The following is a 24,274-nucleotide window of genomic DNA, read 5'->3' as shown; positions in this document are numbered from 1 at the left end:
TCACTCTCCTTTTAGACCGACCGTCAGTCTATAATGTATGCAGGATTGGTATTGAAGTGACCAATCACTGATTATTGTCTTCCGGTTCTCCAGTTAAACGTTGGAGAAGGAAGGAGAAACTTCCCTTTTCTGCATGTAATGAGGCTTCAAGGATTGCGATAAATGCTAGAGCTCGTTGTATGCTTTCCGCTGTGGTCCATTGGAAAAGTCCCTCATCAAAGATAACCTGTGCAGAAGCGAGGAGAAATTCGACAGTTTCTTGCGGGTAATCCGTTTGAAATATCCCTTCTTCTACCCCTTGCTGAATGACTTCTGCTAAAACGGGTGATAGCTCTGTAATGGCTTTGATCAAGCTTTTTTGATGCATCTCTGCATTAGCAGGCTGATGAAATTGTTCGATCATGCCTTCTTTATGGCTGCCCTGTTTAGGAGATTGTGCCATGATGATGCGAAATAATTTATCGACCACTGAGATATCTGGATCAGCGGCAATACGCTTTGCCTCGATGATATCTGCTTTTATGATCCGGTTAATGATTGCATCCATCACTTCTTCTTTGGAAGTAAAGTAATAATAGAATGTGCCTTTTGCAATGCCAACGGCTTTGAGGATGTCAATAATTGTGGTTTGCTGATAGCCTTTGGTTGAAAAAAGCTTCTCTGCTGCATTCAAGATGTCATTTTTGCGTTCCTCAGGATGTTTAACGGTTCTCATAAAGCCATCCTTTCTTTTGACTAGACTGTCGGTCGGTCCCTTGATTTGATTAAACACTTTTTGGCGTATCTTTGTCAACGGCTGTTTTTTTAAGCTTTGCATTTATTGTGCAATGACACTATGATACATTGAATGAAAACCCCTTCAGGAGAGATGCTGAATGCAATTTTTAACCAGTGAATTGGCGCAAGAGATGGTTGAACGTACGATGCATATTTTACATCAAAACATCAATGTCATGAATGCAGATGGTGTCATTATTGGGTCTGGTGAACGAAAAAGGATTGGACAAAAACATGATGGAGCACGTTTAGTGCTGTCAAGCGGAGATAGTGTGGAGATTGATCAGGAGACGTCCCGCCGCTTAAAAGGCGTGAGACCTGGAATCAATCTGCCTATTTGCTTTCGGGAACAAGTAGTTGGTGTCATTGGGATTACGGGTGAGCCAGAGGACATTCGTCATCATGCCGAGCTGGTGAAAATGGCAGCTGAGCTCGTATTAGAGCAATCTTTTCTGCTTGAACGCTTCCAGTGGCGGCAGCGAATAGAGAGTGAAATTGTGAATCAGCTCATCTCCGAGTCTGACATGGGTGATCATCAGCTGAAACACCGTGCTGACTGGCTTGGAATGGATTTAGACAAGCGGCGAATGGCTATTGTTTTTCAGCCGATTCCATCGTCTGAGGACACTGTACACAAAATGATGCATGCCATTCAATACGATAAGAATGCGGATGATTTACTAGGCATGACCTTCCGTCATGAATTGATCCTGTTAAGACAGTCGATATCTGACTATCAATTCAAGCATGTGATCGAACAGCTGCAACAAACAATGGCAGGTGCAGTTGATGGACAAGTGCTAGTGGGTGTAGGAACTGTCGCTGAGGACATGAGTCAATTACCGTTGTCCTTTCAGCATGCGAGAGAGGCCCTGCGGTTAGGAAAGGTGCTCCATCCAGAGGAAAGCATATATGTCTTTGAATCTTATCAGCTTGAAAGCTTGTTTATAAAAGCGAGAGCCGCCAAAGAGGGCAAACGGTGGAGTGATTTTTATCATCCGCTGATACAAGAAATGGAGCTCGTTCAAACGTTAAAGGTTTACATTGAAGAGGGCGGGGATTTACAAAGAATCGTTGATCGTCTATTTATTCACCGTAATACACTGCGATATCGGTTAGATAAAATCCAGGCATTGACCGGAAAAGACCCTCGTCATGTGAAACAGTTGATGGAGCTGTACATAGCACAATTGGACCATCAACTGTCTTAATTGTGCATTTGCACAACTGAATGAAGTAATAAATAAAAGAAGTTCATTTAGATTCACAACTCGATCCCAATGGGTAAACGCTTACAATTAAGAAAAGACAATCAGGAGGGCTGGAGTATGGGTGGAGATGTGACAGTAAGTACATTGGGCGCATTGACTGCGCTTGTAATCGCTATTGTTCTTATTTTAAGAAAAGTATCACCTGCTTATGGCATGCTGGCAGGCGCATTTATTGGCGGTTTGGTTGGCGGTGTAGATGTTGTGCAGACCGTGAACGTCATGATGGAAGGCGCAAAGGACATGATTCCGGCTGTTCTCCGAATCATGGCGGCAGGTGTACTGGCAGGGGTTTTAATTGAGTCGGGTGCAGCGTTATCTATTGCGGAGGCCATCGTCAAAAAACTTGGAGAGGCGAGAGCACTTTTAGCACTCGCACTTGCAACCATGATTTTAACAACGGTGGGTGTTTTTGTAGATGTAGCAGTCATTACAGTAGCACCAATCGCACTTGCCATTGCCAAGCGTGCAAAACTTTCTAAAACGGGGATTTTACTTGCGATGATTGGAGGAGGGAAGGCGGGGAATATCATGTCACCGAATCCGAATGCCATTGCAGCCTCTGATGCTTTTGGTGTACCGCTTACTTCCCTGATGGCGGCAGGTGTCATACCGGCTATTTTCGGGATAGCCGTCACATATGTATTAGCCAAAAAGCTTGCGAATAAAGGGACACCTGTTCTGGAAGAGGGAGCTGACCAAGGCGAGGTTCAAGTACCTGGTTTTTTACAAGCGCTTGTCGGCCCGCTTGTGACCATTCTCTTGTTAGCCTTGAGACCGTTGTTTCAAATAAATATTGATCCAATGATTGCCTTACCAATAGGAGGAATTGTTGGCGCTCTTTTCATGAAAAAAGGGAAGTTTCTCAATGATTATGCGATGTCAGGGCTGCATAAAATGTCAGGTGTAGCGATTATGTTACTAGGGACAGGAACGTTAGCTGGAATTGTATCGAATTCTTCCATGAAAGAGGTATTTATTCAGGTGCTTGACGCTTCGGGATTACCTCCTTACTTGCTTGCACCAACGTCTGGAATTTTTATGTCGACAGCCACAGCTTCGACAACTGCAGGGACGGCAGTTGCAAGTGGTGTATTTAGCGGAACTCTTATTGGTCTTGGTGTATCTGCCCTTTCAGGCGCAGCTATGATTCACGCTGGCGCAACTGTTCTCGACCATATGCCACACGGAAGCTTTTTCCATGCAACGGCAGGAAGTGTTCAAATGGATATAAAAGAACGGTTGAAATTAATGCCCTTTGAATCGTTAATTGGTTTGACATTAACCGTTGTATCGACCATTATCTTTGGTATTTTCCAGCTGTTCGGCTGAGGACTTAATGAGAAACGAGGGGTTTTTGGATGAAAATTGTGATCGCACCAGATTCATTTAAAGAAAGTTTATCTGCTTATGAGACAGCATGTGCCATTGAACGAGGATTTCGCTCTATTTTGCCAGATGCAGAATATATGAAAATCCCAATGGCAGATGGAGGAGAAGGCACAGTTCAATCGTTAGTGGATGCGACAGGCGGAACCATTGTCAAGCAAGTGGTCACAGGCCCGCTTGGCAAACCTGTGGATGCCTTTTTTGGTATGTTGGGAGATGGGCAGACAGCTGTCATAGAGATGGCAGCAGCATCAGGATTACATCTTGTCCCGCCAGAAAAACGGAACCCCTTATTCACGACGTCTAGAGGGACAGGAGAATTAATGCTTGCAGCGCTGGATAAAGGAGCGAAGCATTTAATCATTGGGCTTGGCGGAAGCGCAACAAATGATGGCGGCGTTGGCATGATGCAAGGTTTAGGTGCTTCTTTTCTCGATAAAGCAGGCCAAGACCTCACGCCGGGCGGTGGATCACTGAATCAATTAGCTACTATTGATCTATCTCGACTGGATCCAAGATTGCGATCCGTCCGTCTGGAAGTGGCGTGTGATGTGAATAATCCTTTAACGGGTGAAAGAGGAGCGTCTGCTGTGTTCGGTCCTCAAAAGGGAGCAGATACAGAAATGGTTCAACTGTTGGACAAGAATTTATCTCATTTTGCACAAGTGGCTAAGCAGCAGCTTCATGTCTCCTTTGGGGATGCGGCAGGTGCAGGAGCGGCAGGAGGACTGGGCGCGAGTTTATTAGGCTTTTTACAGGCTGATCTGCAAAAGGGAATCGATATTGTACTGAAAGCCGTACATTTTGCTGACATACTAAAGGACGCTGACCTAGTCATTACAGGGGAAGGTCGGATTGATCAGCAGACCATTTACGGCAAAACGCCAATCGGTGTAGCCAAAGCTGCGAAACAATATGGACTCCCTGTCATTGGCATCGCTGGGTCCCTCTCAAAAGACAGTGCAGTCGTACATGATCATGGCATTGATGCACTTTTTAGTATTGTCCCTGGCGTCACGACTCTGGCTGAAGCCATGCATGATGCTAGTGTACATGTAGAGAGAACAGCAAGGAATATTGCGGCTGTCATGGCATTTGGAAGAGATAAGTAAATGATGAAAAATGTTTCCTTTTCTATCACATTCCTTTCTATAGAAATGTGGTAAAATGGTTCTAAATGAAAAAGAAAGTTGGAGGAAACACAAATGTCTAATCTACCGAATTGTCCATCGTGCAGTTCAACCTATACATACGAGGATGGCAGCATGCTTATTTGTCCAGAATGTGCGCATGAATGGTCGCTAGAACAAGAACAAGCGGCAGAGGAACAGCTTGTTGTCAAAGATGCGAATGGAAATCTATTAAGTGATGGTGACACGGTCACTGTGATCAAAGATTTAAAAGTCAAAGGTTCTTCTTCGGTTTTAAAAATAGGAACGAAGGTCAAAGGGATTCGTTTAGTCGAAGGCGATCATAACATTGATTGTAAAATTCCTAGCTTTGGCGCGATGAAGTTAAAATCGGAGTTTGTGAAGAAAGTATAATATATGAAAAGAGGCTGTCGATCATCAGCCTCTTTTTTATTTCGATATTTATAGGTGAAAGGTATAATCTTAAACATCATTTCATACATATGTACCTATTGAAAATCATTCTTTTTTTAAAAAATCAAGCCTCTTTTCTTATAAAAATTCACGCTTTTCTTAACTCTACCTTAAAAAAGGCAGATGATTCTCTAAATTTTGCCTAATCCCCTTCACAACTTTTGGGCATTGCTGTACCATATGGAAGTGTTCTTCTATTTTTGACGGATCATGGTGTTTATCAGGAAATAGATGATAGATGATACTTAGACAAAGAAGGAGAGGTAACGTGACGAACGTTTTAGAACTGCAACATGTATCTAGGCATATTCGCGGGAAAAAGATTGTTCAAGACTTGAGTTTCTCTGTCCAAGCGGGCGAAGTCTTTGGCTTCTTAGGGCCGAATGGCGCAGGAAAAACGACAACCATTCGCATGATGGTCGGTCTTTCTCCCATTACATCCGGTGACATTCTGATTAATGGTCATAGTATTCAAACCTCATATCAGCATGCTATCCAAGATGTCGGTGCAATTATTGAAAATCCAGAAATGTATAATCATTTAACGGCAAGACAAAACCTTGTTCATTTTGCCAGAATGAATGGAAAAGTGGATGAAGGTCGAATTGATGAACTGCTAGAACTAGTTAGTTTGCAGCATGTGAAACATAAGCGTGTCCGTACGTTTTCATTAGGAATGAAGCAGCGTTTGGGGATTGCTCAGGCATTGATACATAAACCGAAACTGCTAATCTTAGATGAGCCGACCAATGGACTAGATCCAGAGGGAATTCGTATGATACGAGATTACTTGAGAAGGCTGGCAAAGGAAGAAGGACTTGCTGTCATTGTTTCAAGTCATCTCATGTCAGAAATGGAATTGATGTGTGATCGTTTCGCCATTATCCAAAAAGGAAAGCTGATTGCGATTGAGGATCAGCGTGCGGAGACGAAGCAGGATGATTTGGTCAATTATCGAATGAAAGTAGCATCAAGTGAGCTTGAAGAAGCTCAAAAGCTCGTTGAAGCATTTGAGGAAGGCATCACAGTTAGAGAAGAGGAACAGTACTTATTCTTCTCCATCCTAGAAGAGAAAATGCCACAATTGATTCGTCATTTGAGCGAGGCTTCTATTCATTTGTACGAAATCAAAATAGAAAAACAAACCTTAGAAGATAAATTCTTAAGCTTAACAGGTAAAAAGGAGGCAGACGTATGATTCGCCTCATTCAAAACGAGTGGATGAAAATCAGTTATCGTGTGGGTACTTGGATTATGGTTGGGCTTCTTGTTTTAGGTATGATTGCGACGTTGATTTTTGCTGTTAAGACAAATGACGGAGATCAAGCATCCGGTGATTGGAAAACTGAGTTGCAAGAAATCAATAAAGCAAATAAGAAAGAATTGAAAGAGGATAATATAAGTTTTTATAAGAGATCCCTTGAAACCGATATAGCGATCAATGAGTATCGAATCAAACATGATTTACCTCCAGCCGATCAATTCGGTAAAAATGCATGGACTTATGTGAAAACAAATGCTAATTTGCTTCAGCTGGTCGGTGTATTTGTGATTATTATTGCAGCCACAATTGTCTCGGCTGAATATAAGCATGGTACAATTAAATTATTATTGATTCGTCCGCCATCCAGGTTGAAGGTTCTTTTGTCTAAATACTTTACCGTTCAACTATATTCACTTTTCCTGATCGCCGTCCTATTTATCTTATCCTTTATCTTAGGTGCGATATTCTTTGGACTAAACAATGATTATGTGTATTTGGCTTATCAAAATGGTGAAGTCATTGAACGGTCTCAGTTTGCAAATATGGTCTCTTATTATTTGGCGCATTGTGCTATGTTTGTTGTATTAGGGACACTTTCTTTTGCCATCTCAACGGTGTTTAGAAGTGAGGCCATTTCCATAGCGATTAGTGTATTAGCCTATGTTGTCGGAGCATCCATCACAAGCATTTTGATGTTCTTCTTTGATTGGGCGAAATACTTATTGTTTGCCAACGATCCTGTACAGTATTTCGCAGAAACACCTACTTATATCGAAGGCATGTCCCTAGGATTCTCATTAACGGTCCTAGTCATTTATTGGGCCATCTTCTTGGCGGTTGCTTTAATCGTCTTCCAAAAGCGAGAAGTAAAAACAGGTTAATTTAACTTTTTAGGAGGTTTCTATCAATGATTAAGCGTAAAGGTGAAAAAATTATGGGGATTATCAGTATTGTCCTCAACGTAATTGGTGTTGGTTTTGGGGCATTGATGCTCTCTGTGGACCCAGCATTTTATGAAGAAATGAATGAGATTTTACAAGAGGAAGGCAGCGCCTTGCCAGTTGAAACACTTGAAGCTTCGGTTCATGCCTTTGGCGTTCAGTTTATGGTTGTTTCCGCAATTGCGGCTGTCTTAGCCCTTGTTGGTGTGATTGTTTTGAAAACAGACCGCCGTGCCGTGCTTTCTGGTATTCTTTTCTTGGTTTCGGCTGTGACTCTTTTAATTGGAACTGTTGGTCTTGCTTTCGTTCCGATGATCTTGTTGCTAATCGTTGGATTGATGTCACTAATTAGAAAACCGAAAACAGACATTCACACAAGTGAATATCCTTCATAATTCAAAGAAAAAGACATGCGCTGGTTTGCGCATGTCTTTCTTTTTATATGATGCCAATCAGTTTGGCGATGATGAGTAAAACGATACTGAACCCCCACATCCAAAAGAAGGAGTAGCGGATATGTTTCCCCATATCGACCCCTGCAAGACCTATGGCAAGCCATACAGCAGGTGCAAGGGGGCTGACAAAGGTGCCGATGATATTTCCAATCATCATGGCGTATGCCGCAGATGTCCCTGACACACCAACCTCTGATGTAATCGATTCGACAATCGGCAAGAGTGCATAATAATAGGCATCCGTACTTGTCAACATATCAAGCGGAACCCCAAATATCCCCACAATGATATGTAAAAATGGCAGTAAGAAAGCTGGCAAAATGTGAATACTGTCCACTGCAATCGCCTTCAGCATGCCTGTTCCTTCAAGAATTCCTAAAAAAGAACCTGCGGAGAAAATAACAGCTGCCATCATTAGTGCACTTGGAGCATGCGCCTTAATTCTCTCCATTTGTACATTTACATTTGGAAAGTTAATCAGAAGTGCTAGTGAAAGACCAATCATAAACATATAACTAGCAGGAATCACGTTCAGCACGAGAAGGACAACAACAGCTAAAAATAGAATGAGGTTGACCCAGATTAAGTGATAACGCTTTAAAGACGCATCGCCTGTTTCGCTGATCGATTGAATAGCACGATCCCAATCGGCGCCTTCTAATTGGACAGCAGCTATTTCATTTGCCGCGATTTTCACCCGAATTCGTTTTTCTTCTCTTTTTCCTAAAATGAATGCCATTCCTAATACGAGCACGACCCCGATCAGCTGAATGGGAATAAGCGGTACCCACAGTTCAGATGGGTCCATATTTAGGACACTAGCTGCCCGTCCTGTGGGGCCAGCCCATGGAATCATATTGGTTAATCCAGCACTCGTTCCGATTAACAATAGCAATAAATAAGGACTCATATGTAATTTTTTATAAAGCGGAAGCAGTGCAGGTACAGTTAATAAAAAGGTTGTAGCGCCTGCTCCGTCTAAGTGTGCGATGACCCCAATCAAGGCAGTTCCCATCGCAACTGTGACAACATTCCCTTTTGTCAGCTTGATTAACGCTTTAATTACAGGTTCAAAGAACCCTGTATCTTGTAAAATGCCAAAAAATAAAATGGCGAAGATAAACATGGTCGCCACTGGCAATACTTTGATAATCCCTTGTTCAAAGAAAGTTTGAATGTCATTGATACCAAATCCTGCGATGAGCGCCCCTATTAAAGGCACCATGACCATGGCGACAATTGGACTTGCTTTCCCCCAAATCAGCAAAACAACAATCGTTAAAATAATCAACAATCCAACAAACGTTAACATAAGCCCCTCCCCCTACAATAAACCGTTTACATTTGTTTGTTTTTTTACCAATGCAATCCCACATTTGCATTGAAAAAAAGAGTATCAAAAATATGAGTATTAGGCAACCGCTTTCATACCTATACAATGGTAAAAAAGGATGGCGGGGCCAATCATGGTGCGGTGTTCAATATGTCAAAAAATTTAGATAAAAAATAATACTTCTATTGATAATCTACTGCCTGGAGATGTTTTATAGGTATTTAGATTCACTTAAAAGTAAAAAGCGCCCTTTGGATGGACGCTTCTTTCACACTATTTTTTCAAAATAACATATTCGTAAGGATTCAGTTGTAACCGTTGAGATGTATGCTGTCCAGTCAGCATATTTTCATAGCTTTCCGCTGAATCTAGTGAAATGTTCTGTTGCTGTTCTGTAAAATTCATCATAAACACAAAGTCTTGCGATCCATCTGTTCGTTTCTGGACACTGACTCCCTCTGGAATCGAAGAGGATAGGATGGGATGTATGCCTATTCCTGTGATGAGATCTTCGTAAAAATCATCATAAAACGCTTGCTCATTTTCAGAAGCCATATAGTATGCTTTCCCTTTGCCAAATGGACGAACAGTAAGGGCGGGCTGTCCTTCGTAGCAGCCATTCTCAAAATGCCCTAACACAGAGGCTGATTCTGGGTGAATGGATTCGCAATATTGTCCGACATGGTAGGTGCGTCCATTTCCTGTGGTCATTAAAACGTGTTCATCTGGCATCAATGTGTTGATTTCCTCTGCCCAAACACCAAGTACTTGGCGGAGAGGGCCAGGGAAACCACCGAGGAAACAGAGGTCGTTTTCATCGACTATGCCGCTCCAGTATGTTGCCACAAAAATGCCGCCCTCTTTGACAAATGCTTCGATCTTTTCTGCCACGCCTGGTTTGATCATGTAGAGCATTGGTCCAACAAGCACTCGATAGGATGAGAAATCCTTTTCCATCCCGACAATATCAACAGGGATGCCCTTTTTCCAGAAACTGCGATAGTGAGTTTGGCAAGCCTCTACATAGCGTTTGTTGGTATTATTTAAGCCTTGCGCATCATCAATTGCCCAATGGTTTTCCCAATCATATATGATGGCGACTTCTGGTTGAATGGATGTACCCGCAATCGGCTGAAGCTGCTCCAGCTGTTTTCCTAAATCAGCGACTTCTTGAAACACGCGCGTGTATTCATGTCCAGAATGATCCACAACGGCGCCGTGGAATTTTTCAGAGGCGCCTCGGCCTTGTCTCCACTGGAAATAAAGGACGGAGTCGGACCCGTGGGCAATCGCCTGCATGGCAGAGAGGTGTGCCATTCCTTTATGCTTCACCTTATTCACTTCATGCCAGTTCACGAGGCTTGGTGTGCTTTCCATCACAAGAAACGGCTGACCGCCCTTTAATGAACGATACAAATCGTGAACGAAGGCGACGTTTGACGCTAATTCTGCAGTGGTTTCTCTGCCGCTATGCCATGCTGGATAGCTATCCCATGAGATCACGTCGACTTCTTTTGCAAATTGATGATAATCCAGTCCAAGGAATGGACGCATATGCGGATAGTCGCCCATAAAATTGGTGGTTACTGGCACATGAGGTGTTAATTCTCTCAGCGGTTCAATTTCATTTTGATAAAAATTGATCGTTTGCGCTGTGACAAAACGCTTCCAATCTAGGTTCATGCCATGAATCATGTGCTCTCCGTGAGGTGCTGGTGACTCGATTTGCGACCAATCGGTAAAGGTGTGGCTCCAAAATCCCGTCCACCATGCTTGATTCAAAGCTTCAAGGTCATGGTTGTATTTGTCTTTCAAATAGTCTCTAAATGCTTCTTGGCAAAGATCACAATGACATTCACCGCCGTATTCATTTGAAATGTGCCACATGATCAGCGCTGGATGGTCCTTGTAGCGTTCAGCAAGCAAACGATTGAGTGTATTCGTTTTTTCTCGATAAACTGGTGAGGTAAAGCAATGATTATGGCGAAGTCCGTGTAAGTTGCGCTGGCGGTTTGCTTCAACGCGTAAGACTTCTGGATATGTTTGCGAGAGCCAAGCAGGTCTTGCTCCGCTTGGCGTGGCGAGAATGGCGTGAGCTCCCTGCGCTGCCAAGCGGTCCATGATATCATCCAGCCAGGCAAAATCATATTCCCCTTCTTTTGGCTCGAGCTTGCTCCAAGCGAAAATGTTGATAGAGAATGTTTGACAGTGTGCAAGCTTCATTAATCGAAAATCTTCGTCAATGATCTCCGGCATATGAAGCCATTGATCAGGATTATAGTCGCCACCATGCAAAAAGCCTTTCACATTTGGGTGAACGAGTGGGTAACGCTTTCTCATTTTGTCACGTCCTATCTGTTTAATTACGGTGTCATTTGTTTAAATACATCAAGAGAAGGCAGGGCTTTTCCGTTGAAATCAAACATGGCCTGATTTTCCCAAGCATTCCCGACTGTGCCGGTTGTTTGAATGTAAGCGAGCCCGTATTGACTAGACCACGGCGCACCTTTTGCTGGAATCCAAAGTGGTTCCCAATAAAAGAATCCTTTTCCGCGATTGTTTTTCACTTGTGAAATTTTTTCTGATAGATCTCGTATAAAAGATGCCTGCCCTTGTGGTGATGCTGGATAACCGGCCGTATTGACTGAATCTTGGTTAAATGAGTTATCGAGGTTGTCACCATTTGCTGTTGTAAAGCCGTAGGCGGTTTCTACCACGATGACATCTTTTTTATAGCGGGCGCTAATATCATTCATATTGGTAGTAAGACCGCTAAATCCCCCGTCCCAATACGGGTAGTAAGATAAACCGATCGTATCGAACGAAACGCCTCGTTTGGTGATTTCATCAAACCACCAGCGAGATGCGCCATTGTCCCCTCCATGTGCAAGGTGAAGCATGATTTTGATGTTTGAATCGACAGAGCGGACCGCATTTGTTCCCGCTTTTAGCAAAGCAGCGAGCCGGTCAAATTCACCGCCGCCTTCACCCCAGCTCTTTCCGTTCGGCCAAAGCATACCTGAATTCAATTCATTCCCGACCTGTACCATATTTGGTAGGGCATTTTGTGCTTTCATCGCTTTAAGTACATCGCTTGTGTAAGTGCCAACCGCTTTTTCTAGATCGCTTTGGGAGAGATTGGTCCAAGCTTTCGGTTTGAACTGTTTACCGGGATCGGTCCAGAAATCACTGTAGTGAAAATCAAGCAGCACTTTCATGTTTTGTGCTTTTGCACGTTTCGATAGAGCAATGGCGGTATTTAAATCGTTTGTCCCGCCGTTATAGGCACGGCCTTGGTTGTCGTATGGATGGTTCCAGAGTCTGATGCGCACATAGTTGACACCTTTCTCTTTTAATAGCTTGAGCGGATCAACCTGCTGCCAGTTTTGGTTGTAGTATTTGCCGCCGCTTCGCTCCACTTCTGCGAGCATGGAGATATCGGCTCCTTTGATGAAATCACCTTGCAATCCATTGATCGGTTTCACCGAAATCGTATCAGCCTTTGCTTCAGGCAGAATACCTAACCCCATCAGAAAGAAAACGACAACAGTGACAAGCAACCATTTCTTCATCAAATCTCCCCTTATCCTTTTGTCCCGCCTTGTGTGAGGCCGGATACAAATTGTTTTTGTAAAACAAGAAACAATAAAGCAACTGGAATCGCAATGAGTAAAGCCCCGGCTGCAAAGGTCGTGTAGCTGGCACCCATTTTGTCTGATACAAGATTGTATAGACCGATTGGGAGCGTATACATTTCGGGTGAGCGGACAATGACACTGGAGATGATGAAATCACCCAGCGGTCCTGTAAATGAGTTGATGGCAACAACGGCTAAAATCGGCTTGGCAAGTGGCATAATAATTTGGATGAAAATCCGGAAATGCCCTGCGCCATCCATTCTGGCTGATTCATCGAGATCCTTTGGAATCGCATCAAGATAACCTTTCATTAAATACGTATTCATCGGGATTTGTCCGCCTGCATAAATCAAAATCAATGCGAGGTGGCTGTTAATGAGTCCAAGCATTTGAGCCAATACAAAAATGGCAATCAGCGCTGAAAATTGAGGAATCATTTGCAGCAGCAAAAAGAGCATCAGTCCATTCTTGCGTCCTTTGAATCGGAACCTAGAAAAGGCATAACCTGTAAAGCTAACAAGGATCAACGTTAAGAGCATAGTCGCAATACTGATTTTCATTGAGTTCCAATACCATTTTGCATAAAGTGCTCCCTGACCGAAGAAGAGTTCTGTAAAGTGGCTGAACGTTGGATTCTTCGGAAACATGCTTGTGCTCATCAGGCTATTCCCAGGATTAAAGGAAGCGCCGATCGTCCAAAGGAGTGGATATAGAATACATACGGAGGCGATGAAAAGGATGAAATAAGTGATACTCAGACGAATGAGCTTATTTTGTTTTGATCCCATATCACATCATGTCCTCCTCTTTAAATGAATTCGTTCTCTTAAACTGCCAAAGTGCAATGGCAATGACGAAGATTGACAGTAAAATTGTAACAGCGGCAGCGAGTGCATATTGAGAAGATTGCATCGTCAGTTTGTAAATCCAAGACACCAAGATGTCCGTTCCCCCAGCAGTTGAGCCAGCCACAGGCGGTCCTCCGCCATTAAATAAGTAGATGATATTAAAGTTGTTAAAGTTAAACGTATATTGCGTGATTAATATAGGTGCAATTGAATAGAGGACAAGCGGTAATGTAATGGAACGGAATTTCTGAAAGAAATTTGCCCCATCAATGGTTGCAGCCTCGTATAAATCTTCAGGAATGGCCTGTAAAACGCCGGTTGTCATAATGAACACAAAAGGAAAACCAAGCCAAGTCTGCATCGCAATAAGAGCGATTTTGCTCCAAAATGGATCTGTCAGCCATGGTTTTGGATCAATTCCAATCGATGCAAAAAGGGTATTGTTAATCGCACCAAACGTGTCATTAAACAATCCAGCAAACACCAAAATGGTCACAAATCCTGGAACAGCCCACGGCAGAATCAAAATCGTTCTGAAAAACCGTTTTCCTTTTAAATCTTTTTGATTGAGCAGAACCGCTAGGAAAATGCCGACAGCACATTGAAGGGTCGATGCAGCCAACGTCCATACGACCGTCCAGCCTAGTACATCAATGAATGTGTCTCTCCAAATATCGATTGAAAAGATATTTTGAAAGTTTTTGATGCCTACCCAATCAATGAGATTGGCAGGAGGCGAGTGGTATAAATCATAGTTTGTAAAGGCCAGCGCAAAGCTGAACATAATAGGAAAGACAACAGAGAATAGAAGTAAAAAGAAAGCAGGAGTGCTCATTAAGTAAGGAAAGCCTTGGTCGATGAGCTGATGGTATTGAGCACGGATGGAATGAAGCGGAACCCCTTGATCACGTTTCTTTCCGTTCATAAATGCATCTCGTATCATGAGTACATAAAAACCGATGCCAAATCCAGCTGTTAAAAGTGCAATAATTCCTTTTGCTAAAAGGAAAACAGAGTTGTCACGAGGCAGCATCGTACCAAGTGTGAACAGCCCCCAGAAGCCAATATTGAATAAATCATAAAACACTACTAGAAAAGAAACGCCAAACAGGAAAAAGAGTGCCCCTTTGCCATATTGTTTGTTGTATATTTGCCCCATCCCGGGTATAAGAGAGAACATTAGCGCCCGTCTCCGGTGTGTCTTTGATTCCACTATGTGTGTGCGGTCTAGTTCAAGGTTACCCGTCACGTCTAACACCTACTTCATATGAAATTAGATCAAGTGCAGGCAGCATGATAGATGAACAGCTACCTGCGCTTGATGTTTATTTGGAGTGATTCGCTTTAATTTGCGAGTCGATTTGTTTGACCGCATCATCAAATGCCTTTTTCACATCGGTACGGCCGGTCGCAATCAGTCCTAATGCACTGTCAATCGGCTTCCACACCTCTGCCATTTCTGGATTGTTCGGTGTCAGCGTGGCATATTTCGTTTGCTTTGAAACAGCATCCGCATTTGCGTTTTCAGTAATCACTGGGTCTTTCATCAGCTTTTTCACTGGTGGAATTTCCTCTGTAACTTCAAAGCGCTTTTTCGAATTTTTTTCGTTCGTGATAAACTCAACAAATTTCTCGGCAAGTTCTTTATTTTTAGAATAAGAGGAGACGTTGTAGCTCTTTACACCTAAGAACGAGCTCATATGTTTTCCGTTAGGGAGTGTTGGCAGTTCCGTCACGCCGTAGTCGATACCCGCTTCTTTATAAGGACCAAATGACCATGGACCAGAAATCACAGCCGCTGCCTTTTTCTCAGTGAATAAGGAATTGAGGACATTGATTCCTTGCTCACCAATGATGCCTTTCGGGAAAAGACCTTCGCTAAAGAATGTCTGAATGTATTTTCCGCCTTCGATGGCACCATCGTTATTAAGACCAATATCATTGACGTCATAAGACCCATCGTTTTTCTGTTTGAAAATATAGCCGCCTGAACCGCCTAATACACTTTGTGCGTAATAAATTTCATCCCACTTCGCAACAAAACCGTATTTCCCGTCCTTTGTCAGCTTTTTCGAAAGGTCATACCAGCCATCGAGTGTCGTTGGTGCCTTTTTCACAAGGTCTTTGTTATAGAAAAGCACAGTGGTTTCAACGGATTTTGGCAGGCCATACAGCTTACCATCTACCGTTTGTGATTGAATCGATTCGTCTGTGAAGGAATTGATTACTTTTTGATCTGGTTTGATTTCTTGTAACAATCCCTCTGTGACAGCTGATCCAATTTGGTCGTGAGGCATGGTGATGACATCTGGACCAGTGCCGGCTGCGCCATCAAGACGAAGCGCTTCAATTTGGTCGGCATATGCTTTTTCGACTACTTTGACTTTCACGTCGTTTTGTTTTTCAAATTCTTTGACAGCGTCTTGAATCCCATCAGACTTTTTGACATCCTCCCACACTAGCAAGGTCTTTGTACCTGTAGATGCCGGCTGTGTACCGCTTGAATTGTCATCTCCTGGTCCGCATGCTGACAGCAGAAGCACAGCAGTACCAACGACTGCCGATAATGTCGCCCATTTTCCCTTTTTCATTCGTAATCCCCTCTCGTTCTTTTTTCACAGATGATAAGAAAACGCTTTCTTAATGTGAGAATATCAACTTGAGTAAAAAAAGTAAACACATTTTATTAAATTTATTAAGTAAAATTTTTTACTGAAATAAAGAGAAAAGAAGCCCACCATATACGGCAGGCCTTCCAGCTGTTTATATCGTGCTTTTCCGAAAGACAGGTTCTGAGGCAATCAGCACGGTTTTTGGTAATGTTCTGCCATCAACAAGTCTTTCTAAAAGTAAATCGACAGCTGTTTCGCAAAGTAAAGAGGTATGGATGTGATAAGTTGTGAGCGGTGGTGACACATATTGAGAGACGTGAATATCGTTGATACTAAAGACACTCACTCGATTTGGTAAAGAAAAACCGCGTTCATTTAATGCTTGTAAACAGCCTATCGCAAGAGGATCACTTGCGACACAAAAAGCGGTTGGCAGGTGATCGCCGAGCTCGTCGATCGCCTTCATCATCAATGAATAGCCTTCATCTACAGAGAAGTGGTGACCGATATAGACCAATTGTTCATCCAGTTTGTTGTGTGCTGTCATGTACTGGCGGAAGGTCGTTTCACGAATATCTGGAATACGTCTATTTGTATTGAGATCAAGATCTGTCCCGCCAATAAATCCGATGGATGTGTGCTGTTTTTCGATAAAAGAATCAATAATCTTTTCTACAATTCGTTTCAGGTTTGGTTTTACAGAATCAAAGCGGTCTTCATCTGGTGATGTATCAATAAAGACGATATGTTTTGTGATCGCATATAATTGATCCAGCTCAGTTTTTTTAAATCGACCGATGGCGATGATGCCTTCTGTAGAAGGATCAATAGAATGAAGACCATCAGATGGGTTGTAAGCGGTAACATTTAAGCTTCTGGTATTGGTGAGTTCCTCAATGCCTAGACGAATGGATTTAAAATAAATATCTTCAAGCTCTTCTTTTTCGGTCATCCAATAGAGAAAGGCAATTTTTTTTAGTGAATGTTTGAATGTCTTTTTTTGATAGGACAAAGCTTCTGCTGCCGCGTATACTCTCTCACGTGTTTGATCTGTAACAGATAGGTTGGGATCTTGGTTCAATACGCGAGACACGGTGGCGATGGATAATCCGGCTTTTTCCGCAATGTCCTTTATTTTAGCTGCCAAGTCAGCACCTCCTATAGAAAATATCTCCTTTCAGTATAGAGTCTTTAAAAAAATTAGTAAATATTTTTATTAAATTGATTGCGTTTAGACTGTTCTTTACGATCTCGAAAGGAATTAGTAAGATATATGTATTGAAGATGTAGGATTAAGATTTCTGATAGGAGAGGGACAGATGTATTATGATGCACTGAAGACATTTGTGACAGTGGTAGAAGAGAAAAACTTTACAAAAGCAGCTCAGAAGCTACGGATTTCTCAACCGAGTGTCAGTCTTCACATTAAGAACTTGGAGCAGGAATTTCAGACGGTTCTGCTCAATCGTTCGCCAAAGCAATTAACGGTGACGCCAACTGGGGATATGCTGTACCATCGATCAAAACAAATCATTCGTTTATATGAACAGGCGAAGCAGGATATTTATGAGCATCATCATCTGGCACGAGGAAAGCTCACGATTGGAGCGAGTTTTACCATTGGGGAGTATGTGCTGCCGCAAATTTTGGCACAATTTCATCAGCTCTATCCGCATGTTGATATTGAGGTAGTCATTGATAATACAGAGGCGATCGCTAGACATGTTCGGTTGTTCCATGTCGACATCGGACTGATTGAAGGACAAACCAATGACAAAGAACTCTCTGTAGAAACGTTCCTAGAGGATGAACTGTATATCGTTGCCCCATTAGACCATCCGTTTGCAAAGAAAAAGGATGTCACCATTGATCAATTGCAAAATGAAACATGGATCACAAGAGAAGAGGGATCTGGGACAGGAGAATACTTACAGCACGTCCTGAAATCAAATGGACTGAAAGCGCGGACCTTTGTGACATTTAGCAGCAATCAAGCGATTAAAGAAGCTGTCATTCATGGAATGGGGCTATCTGTTTTATCTAAATATGTCCTCCAGCGGGGCAGCATTGGTGGGGAATTGGCTGTCATTTCTGTGAGGGGAATGGACTTTAAACGGACATTTTCCTATGTCGAATCCCCGATGACAGGTGGGAATAAGAATAAGGAATTGCTTGTTGAGTTGTTGAGAAAAGAGAGAAAAGACGCTTCTCCGCAGTAGGAGAAACGTCTTTTTTTATAATCCTTTGATGTTGATTTCATCGACTGGGAGGAAAATCTCACCTGTATCTGTGTACTTCATGGTGACTTGATCCCCTTCTTTTAAATAAATAATAAGAGGCTCTTTTTCAGATGACATGGTGTAGTTTTTCCCATCGTCTAGTAAGAAGGTGACGGTTGTATAATCACCGGTCTTTTCCTTATACACCCTTTTCACTTTACCTGTTGACTCTTTCTTTTCTTGCTTTGATGAACTATTGACGGTACCGCCGCCTTTTTGAAGAGCAGTTTTATAGGCTCTTAGTGCTTCATTTGGTGTAGAAGCGTATGCGGCGATTTCAGGATTGGCTGCCGAAACAATAAAGTAGTTTTGCAGGAACCCGTTTGAATCGAGAACAGGTGTAAGCCAGCTGGCTTCCCCGTAGAAATTATAAAGAATCGGCATGCGGCCCTTCCATTTCTTTTCGATAAATCGCTTCTCAATAATTTGCAAAGCTCCCTGTGAATCCATGTAGGATTCTTCAAGATTACCCGTATAATACGTGGCTTTTCCTGTTCGGGCATTTGTTAGTGCATACCCGAGCATGGAATCAACGCCCTCTTTTGGACTGGTGAAATCTGTGAAGTAATACATATCCCCTTTTGAATCAAACACCGGACTTACATTGGCTTCCGTTCCCTCGTCTGAAGGCAGCTTCACATCTGATTTTCCAAACATACTGTTCCAGAAACCATGTACATAGTTGCCGAAGTAACTATTTTGCAGACTGACGGCCTCTGGTGACACAGCGCCATCAATAAAGGCTGGTACTTTGTCTAAGGAATATTTCTTCGTTTCACCCGTTTTGGCATCCACAACAACTACACCGGAAGCTTTAAACCCGTTTCGTGCAGAGATGAAATCTCCAAATGTTTGGATGTAATAAGGCTTGCCATCATCATTGATCTCGAGCTGCGTATCTCCATAGAAAATCAAATCTGGATACTGAAGACGGATATGCCGCTCAATTTCCTTATTGAAATAGGAAGAAGGCGTATAGACCATCTCGGTTTTCACAAACTTTGGATTGGCAGATGAGTCGGTCGCACTTAATGTAAAGTAACCCGGTGTGCTACCAGAACGAATCCATTTAAAGAAATCGGAGAACTCGACGGGTGCGATATACACATACTCACCATTGACCTTCTGAATTTGCAAGCTGCCAAGCTCGTAGTAACTCGTGTTTGGCACCTGTCCGAACGATTTCTTCATCTTATTGCGAGCAAATTGCGGTGGTACACTCGCAGGTGTCTCTGTCTCATCGAACGCTTTGATTTCGACTTTTTGCTCCATTTTAGACACGTCGAATTTCTCATTTGCATTAAATAGAAAAGCGGTTGCCATATAAACACCGAGCAACAATAAAATGAGAAATAATACGCCTTTGATCTTTCGCTCCAATCCCACTGATAAAAAGGCACCTGCTGCTGTCACAACAAGTCCAATGAGCCACAGTGATGATGGGTTGCGGTCTAAATTGGTGATGTAGTAGAAGCCGAAAATCCCGATGATGAACAGCAGGGCAAGTCCTGCAATCCACATAAGGGGCACCTGTTGTTCGGTCCCTTTCTTTCTAACGATCAACCTGAGTGGTGTGAGCAAAAGGGTCAAGACAAGACCGATCACAACCGAAAATAACAACATATATCCCACAAACAGATCTCCTTTCAATTCAATCACTCTTTTAGTATATACGAGTGAGACAGGGAAAAGATTCACCGGATAGAAGGTTCATTTAAATGCCGATCGAGTCGATGGCGGATTGAACATCTTCTTTCAGTTCAAAAAATGTGAGTCTTTTTTCGATTTTTTCGATTAAGGCGTCAATGGCTTCACCTGACATATGGATTTGGATGTTCCTTTGATGTTTGTACACGTTAATCAGAAGGTCATCAATCAGATCTACTATTTTTTTGGCTTCTTGGCGATCCTCTGCAAATTCATTTTGCAGCTGATGCCGGATGGCTCTGATAAGCGCTGTTTTCTGTTCTTCTTTGATCTTTGCCTTCAAAGCAGCCAGCTCTGCTGGTGTCATGTCTTCCGTGTTAAAGTTTGCTTGAGAGAAGATGGAGCTAGATGTATGCGTATCTGTGACTCTCTGCAAAAAACGATCTGCGTCTGTTGGTTGTTTCTTTGAAAATTCCATTTGTCGTACTCCTTAAGAAATACCCATATTCTTGGCAAGGGTTGTATCTGCATCGTGGTATTGTTTTCCTAGCTGGCTCATATCATCTGATATTGAGTCCATCCACCTTTTCATATCCATCGCATGATCAATCGCTGCATCATACTTTTTGACCGAATAGAACTCATTTTCAAGACCCTCTGTTTTTAAGTGGCGAATCACAGCATCCACATCTGAAGCCGTCAGCTGGTCATACGAACCAAAACCGACAATTTGTTTGTATCTTGAACGAACGCGTTCCACCGATTGATCCACTTTGTCATCGAGTTTCTCAATTTTGCGAATGATTTGCTGCATATGGTGCTCGGCATATGTAGAGAATGTACGACCTGTGTTCATGAGAACATGCGACTTGATTAAAATCGCTACCACACTTTGCGGGTGAACATTTGATTGGCTCAATTGATGTAACATGGCGGCAGTGAGAGAAGGGTTTTTTCTCAACATATCATCAATGGTTTGAACGGAGCCATCTGACGAAAAGGAATACCGGTCTAAGCCATGGCTGCCGGCGAGGGCTTCAAGAAATAAATTCGCATCAAGTGAAGGGTTCACACTCATTGCCCGATTGAGGAGATTTTTCATAAACTGGACGGCCTTTGAGGAGTCCTCAGTGTAATCGACGCCTTCAGGTAAAGCGGCATCATACATCACTTTCACACGACCGATTTCTGTCGTATGACGATTTAAGAGAGATAGCCCGTCATTGAGATTGATATATTCTGTTAATCTATTGCGGTAATCACCTTTTAATGCTTTGGCTTGCAGACCATCCGATAGATTTGGGTAAATATTCGGATTCTCAAAGGTGACCCCGCCTTGAATAAAATCATTTTTGACAAGAACATAAGAAGCATTTGATCCGCCAAGTGAATGCCCTGTCACATACATCTTCGCATTCGGCATTTTCTTATGGATCTCTTTCGCATACCGGTCCGCTTGCACCATTTGATTCTCTGCACCGTGTTCAAAAGGGATATTTTTAATCAAATACTTCGTATCTGAAATCAACCAATCTTGTACAATCTCATTTGTATAGGTCGTTGTCCCTGTCGTCACCTTCGTCGTGACTTCCTTTGACGTCTGTGACTGGCTAAAAGGAGGCAGCTTTGTCAAAATGGTAGAAAGAAGATCATCTGACTCTTTTTTTCCATGTTTTTTAATGGTATCTTTATATTGGCCTGCCCCAATCGGTTCTGAGCCGCGGTAGGCGATGACGGCGTTTTTGATTTTTGTGAGGTCTTTGCCTTTACCGGATCGAATAAAGTCATCCTTTGATACCAGAGTTAGTGAGTTAAGCCCTTTTTCTGTTTCTTTATAGTCAATGACATACATTTTTCTATCATTGCTAATTTCTATTTCTTTATAGTCCTTATAGTTTTTAATAGCATAAGATTTTGTTGATATTTCTTTATAGTCTTCGTCAGTAAGCTTAAATCGAGTTGACTTTATGGTCAATATTAACACTCCTGTTATCTTTATATTTGGTAATTATATTATGTAGTGGTATAAATATCTATTTTAGATCTATCGCTTATTATACAAAAAATATCTCTATTATATCAATAAAAGGTGGATATTATTTAAATGAAAAATACAATTAAAATTATATGTGTTCTAGTTCTCGTCATAGTTATCTCAGTGATTTTACTTATTCTAGAATTTGACAAGAAAAAAGAATCAAACGATGCGGGAGGAAAAAATATCGTGGAAGAAAGAGAAAAGAGTGATCAAGAATTAGCAGAAGAGTTTGCAGAGAAGATGAAACCCAAGATTGAAGAGCACTTACACAAAAGAGATATTCATAACTTTATAAAAACCATAACGTTTGAAAAAGATGTGACCATTAACCCAATGGGAGATATTACGATTGATGGTTATGTAAATGATGAACCGGAAAAGTACGGTTTCTCAGCTTCTTTACAATATAGAGCTAAAAAAATCGGTTCAATGAGTTATGACCCTGATTTATCAGACCGCTTTATAGATTGGGAAGAATATAAAGATGAGCCGGAAGTGAAAGAAAATTACCTTAAAAGTTTTACTAAGGAGGAACGTGATCAGTATCTGAGAGACATTGGAGAAAAAGAGTAAAACAGGTACTAGCCTACCTGTTTTTATTTTGCCAAATTCAATAGTCAGCTGATTAAAGTTCATTAAGGAGTTTTGCTTTTTATGAAAAATATCATGAAATTTTCTATCATAATTGTGGTCGCCGTCATCTCCGTAACTGTGTTTGTTGTAGAGTACATTCATCAGAGTTTTTCAGATGAAGTAGTGCAAGAGAAAAGCGATCAAGAAAAGGCCGAAGAATTCGCAGAAAAGATGAAACCAAAAATTGAAGAATATTTACATGAAAAAGATATTCACAATTTTATTAAAACCATCACATTTAAAAAAAATGTATCTATAAGCCCTATGGGTTATGTCACAGTTGATGGATATATAAATAACGATGCAGAAAAATATCATTTTTCTGCATCATTAATATACAAAACTAACGAAATCGGTTCGATGAGTCATTCCCCTGATTTATCAGATCGTTTTATAGACTGGGATGAATATAAAGATGAACCTAAAGTGAAAGAAAATTTTTTGAATAGTCTCTCTAAAAAAGAACGTGAACAGTATCTCAACGATATTGGAGAAAAAGAGTAAAAAATATCCGTTATCAATTTGTTCCCTATAAATGATGACTAAAGTAATATGCTATTAATCAATAAAAACACTTTCATTTAAAGGAGAGCTTCAAACATGGCAAATAAAAAGAAATTGATCTTGGATGTAGACACTGGAATTGATGATGCAATTGGTATTTTGCTTGCAGTGAAAAGTAAGCGGTTTGATATGTTGGGGATCACAACGGTGTGCGGGAATGTGTCTGTTGAAGCGGCTACGTTGAATACGTGTAAAGTGCTTGAGCTGGTTGAGGCAGAGGAAATCCCTGTCATCAAAGGTGCAGCGACGCCTCTTTTGAGAGCCCCTCATTATGAACATCGGGTGCATGGGGAGGATGGAATTGGCGGCGCTTTAAAGGACGCCCGGCCTAAGAAGACCGCGGATGAAGGTTTTGCGCCTGATTTTATCATTGACCAAGTGCTGAAGTATTCGAAGCAGGTTACGCTCGTGTTGACAGGACCGTTAACGAATTTAGCCCTTGCGGTAAAAAAATGCCCTGAGCTGATTCATCACGTAAAAGAAGTCATTTTTATGGGGGGTGTCGTGCAGGGACAGGGGAATGTCACACCGGTTGCGGAATTTAATACATATGCAGATCCAGAAGCGGCGAAATTGGTGCTGGAGGCTGGTTTCCCTTCATTGACTCAAGTAGGGCTGGATGTCACAAGACAGGTCTTGTTAACGGATGAGAGAATTGCTGCCATTCAAAATGAAACGTTAGCCAATTATATCAGAGAGAGCACAAGCATTTACCGCCAGCGCTATTTTGAGCGGAATGGGGTGTGGGCATGTGCTATGCATGATCCGCTTGCTGTAAGTCTTGCAATTGATAAACAACTTGTGAATACACAGGCGTTTCATGTAGAAGTGGAGACGAAGAGTGAGTTCTGCGATGGTCAAATGATATGTGATTTTCAGCATCAATGGGGAAAAGATCGCAATCTTCGAGTGTGTATGGATGTAGATGCTGAAGGGTTTTTTGATTTAATGATCAAAGTCTTGAATTCTTAAAAAAGAAGTCTG

General features: G+C 42.0%; 22 protein-coding genes. 11 read left to right on the top strand and 11 right to left on the bottom strand.

Annotated elements, in window-relative coordinates; genetic code table 11:
* Positions 1-64: 64 nt before the first annotated feature.
* The gene (locus tag ES896_RS04895; RefSeq protein ID WP_135226495.1) at positions 65-715 is read right to left on the bottom strand and encodes a TetR/AcrR family transcriptional regulator; all 651 of its coding nucleotides are present in this window, start codon (positions 713-715) and stop codon (positions 65-67) included.
* Between the two features lie 160 nt (positions 716-875).
* Between ES896_RS04895 and ES896_RS04890 the strand changes: the two genes are divergently transcribed.
* The 7 genes from ES896_RS04890 to ES896_RS04860 all read left to right on the top strand — a co-directional run bounded on the left by ES896_RS04890 (position 876) and on the right by ES896_RS04860 (position 7,638).
* On the top strand, positions 876-1,988 hold the full coding sequence (locus ES896_RS04890; RefSeq protein ID WP_135226494.1) for a CdaR family transcriptional regulator: 1,113 nt from the start codon (positions 876-878) through the stop codon (positions 1,986-1,988).
* A 117-nt stretch (positions 1,989-2,105) separates the two neighbouring features.
* Positions 2,106-3,377 carry a GntP family permease gene (locus ES896_RS04885; RefSeq protein ID WP_135226493.1) on the top strand — a complete coding sequence of 424 codons (1,272 nt, stop codon included), beginning with the start codon at positions 2,106-2,108 and terminating at the stop codon, positions 3,375-3,377.
* 29 nt (positions 3,378-3,406) lie between these two features.
* Positions 3,407-4,546, top strand: a complete 1,140-nt coding sequence (locus ES896_RS04880; protein ID WP_135226492.1) for a glycerate kinase — start codon at positions 3,407-3,409, stop codon at positions 4,544-4,546.
* Between the two features lie 93 nt (positions 4,547-4,639).
* Positions 4,640-4,978 (top strand): zinc ribbon domain-containing protein YjdM, encoded by a 339-nt coding sequence (locus ES896_RS04875; RefSeq protein WP_017359922.1) that lies wholly within the window; start codon positions 4,640-4,642, stop codon positions 4,976-4,978.
* Between the two features lie 328 nt (positions 4,979-5,306).
* Entirely contained in the window at positions 5,307-6,236 is a 930-nt protein-coding gene (locus tag ES896_RS04870; RefSeq protein ID WP_135226491.1) for an ABC transporter ATP-binding protein, read from the top strand.
* Positions 6,233-7,183 carry an ABC transporter permease subunit gene (locus tag ES896_RS04865; RefSeq protein ID WP_073413258.1) on the top strand — a complete coding sequence of 317 codons (951 nt, stop codon included), beginning with the start codon at positions 6,233-6,235 and terminating at the stop codon, positions 7,181-7,183. The genes ES896_RS04870 and ES896_RS04865 overlap by 4 nt, the downstream gene beginning before the upstream one ends.
* A 26-nt stretch (positions 7,184-7,209) precedes the next feature.
* The gene (locus tag ES896_RS04860) at positions 7,210-7,638 is read left to right on the top strand and encodes a DUF4064 domain-containing protein (RefSeq protein WP_007497283.1); all 429 of its coding nucleotides are present in this window, start codon (positions 7,210-7,212) and stop codon (positions 7,636-7,638) included.
* 43 nt (positions 7,639-7,681) lie between these two features.
* Here the strand turns inward: ES896_RS04860 and ES896_RS04855 are convergent, their stop codons facing one another.
* The 7 genes from ES896_RS04855 to ES896_RS04820 all read right to left on the bottom strand — a co-directional run bounded on the left by ES896_RS04855 (position 7,682) and on the right by ES896_RS04820 (position 17,276).
* On the bottom strand, positions 7,682-9,010 hold the full coding sequence (locus ES896_RS04855) for a CitMHS family transporter (RefSeq protein WP_052320571.1): 1,329 nt from the start codon (positions 9,008-9,010) through the stop codon (positions 7,682-7,684).
* A gap of 294 nt (positions 9,011-9,304) precedes the next feature.
* Positions 9,305-11,371, bottom strand: coding sequence for a beta-galactosidase (locus tag ES896_RS04845; RefSeq protein ID WP_135226490.1), 2,067 nt, complete (start codon positions 11,369-11,371; stop codon positions 9,305-9,307).
* Positions 11,372-11,394: 23 nt separating this feature from the next.
* Positions 11,395-12,603, bottom strand: coding sequence for a glycoside hydrolase family 53 protein (locus ES896_RS04840; RefSeq protein ID WP_060781581.1), 1,209 nt, complete (start codon positions 12,601-12,603; stop codon positions 11,395-11,397).
* Positions 12,604-12,614: 11 nt separating this feature from the next.
* Positions 12,615-13,457, bottom strand: coding sequence for a galactooligosaccharide ABC transporter permease GanQ (ganQ, locus tag ES896_RS04835; RefSeq protein WP_007497274.1), 843 nt, complete (start codon positions 13,455-13,457; stop codon positions 12,615-12,617).
* A gap of 1 nt (position 13,458) precedes the next feature.
* Positions 13,459-14,697 (bottom strand): carbohydrate ABC transporter permease, encoded by a 1,239-nt coding sequence (locus tag ES896_RS04830; protein ID WP_007497272.1) that lies wholly within the window; start codon positions 14,695-14,697, stop codon positions 13,459-13,461.
* Positions 14,698-14,842: 145 nt separating this feature from the next.
* A complete protein-coding gene (ganS, locus tag ES896_RS04825; protein WP_008347347.1) occupies positions 14,843-16,108 on the bottom strand; it encodes a galactooligosaccharide ABC transporter substrate-binding protein GanS in 1,266 nt (421 codons plus the stop codon).
* Positions 16,109-16,280: 172 nt separating this feature from the next.
* Positions 16,281-17,276 (bottom strand): LacI family DNA-binding transcriptional regulator, encoded by a 996-nt coding sequence (locus tag ES896_RS04820; protein WP_060781579.1) that lies wholly within the window; start codon positions 17,274-17,276, stop codon positions 16,281-16,283.
* A 172-nt stretch (positions 17,277-17,448) separates the two neighbouring features.
* Between ES896_RS04820 and ES896_RS04815 the strand changes: the two genes are divergently transcribed.
* Positions 17,449-18,348 carry a LysR family transcriptional regulator gene (locus ES896_RS04815; RefSeq protein WP_017359912.1) on the top strand — a complete coding sequence of 300 codons (900 nt, stop codon included), beginning with the start codon at positions 17,449-17,451 and terminating at the stop codon, positions 18,346-18,348.
* 15 nt (positions 18,349-18,363) lie between these two features.
* Here ES896_RS04815 and ES896_RS04810 read toward each other — a convergent pair whose 3' ends face one another.
* The 3 genes from ES896_RS04810 to ES896_RS04800 all read right to left on the bottom strand — a co-directional run bounded on the left by ES896_RS04810 (position 18,364) and on the right by ES896_RS04800 (position 22,030).
* Positions 18,364-20,040, bottom strand: a complete 1,677-nt coding sequence (locus ES896_RS04810; protein ID WP_008347341.1) for a hypothetical protein — start codon at positions 20,038-20,040, stop codon at positions 18,364-18,366.
* A gap of 82 nt (positions 20,041-20,122) precedes the next feature.
* Positions 20,123-20,533 carry a hypothetical protein gene (locus ES896_RS04805; protein WP_135226489.1) on the bottom strand — a complete coding sequence of 137 codons (411 nt, stop codon included), beginning with the start codon at positions 20,531-20,533 and terminating at the stop codon, positions 20,123-20,125.
* A gap of 12 nt (positions 20,534-20,545) precedes the next feature.
* Positions 20,546-22,030, bottom strand: a complete 1,485-nt coding sequence (locus ES896_RS04800; protein WP_135226488.1) for a lipase family protein — start codon at positions 22,028-22,030, stop codon at positions 20,546-20,548.
* 129 nt (positions 22,031-22,159) lie between these two features.
* Between ES896_RS04800 and ES896_RS04795 the strand changes: the two genes are divergently transcribed.
* The 3 genes from ES896_RS04795 to ES896_RS04785 all read left to right on the top strand — a co-directional run bounded on the left by ES896_RS04795 (position 22,160) and on the right by ES896_RS04785 (position 24,262).
* Complete coding sequence (locus ES896_RS04795) at positions 22,160-22,666, top strand: DUF1433 domain-containing protein (RefSeq protein ID WP_035704010.1); 507 nt, start codon at positions 22,160-22,162, stop codon at positions 22,664-22,666.
* An 81-nt stretch (positions 22,667-22,747) separates the two neighbouring features.
* Entirely contained in the window at positions 22,748-23,230 is a 483-nt protein-coding gene (locus ES896_RS04790) for a DUF1433 domain-containing protein (RefSeq protein ID WP_035704015.1), read from the top strand.
* A 96-nt stretch (positions 23,231-23,326) separates the two neighbouring features.
* A complete protein-coding gene (locus tag ES896_RS04785; protein ID WP_135226487.1) occupies positions 23,327-24,262 on the top strand; it encodes a nucleoside hydrolase in 936 nt (311 codons plus the stop codon).
* Positions 24,263-24,274: the final 12 nt, after the last annotated feature.

The sequence above is a fragment of the Bacillus sp. 005/A4HT-01/001 genome (assembly GCF_004634445.1).
Taxonomy (GTDB): domain Bacteria; phylum Bacillota; class Bacilli; order Bacillales; family Bacillaceae; genus Bacillus; species Bacillus altitudinis.
This window is presented reverse-complemented; position numbering and strand designations above follow the sequence as displayed.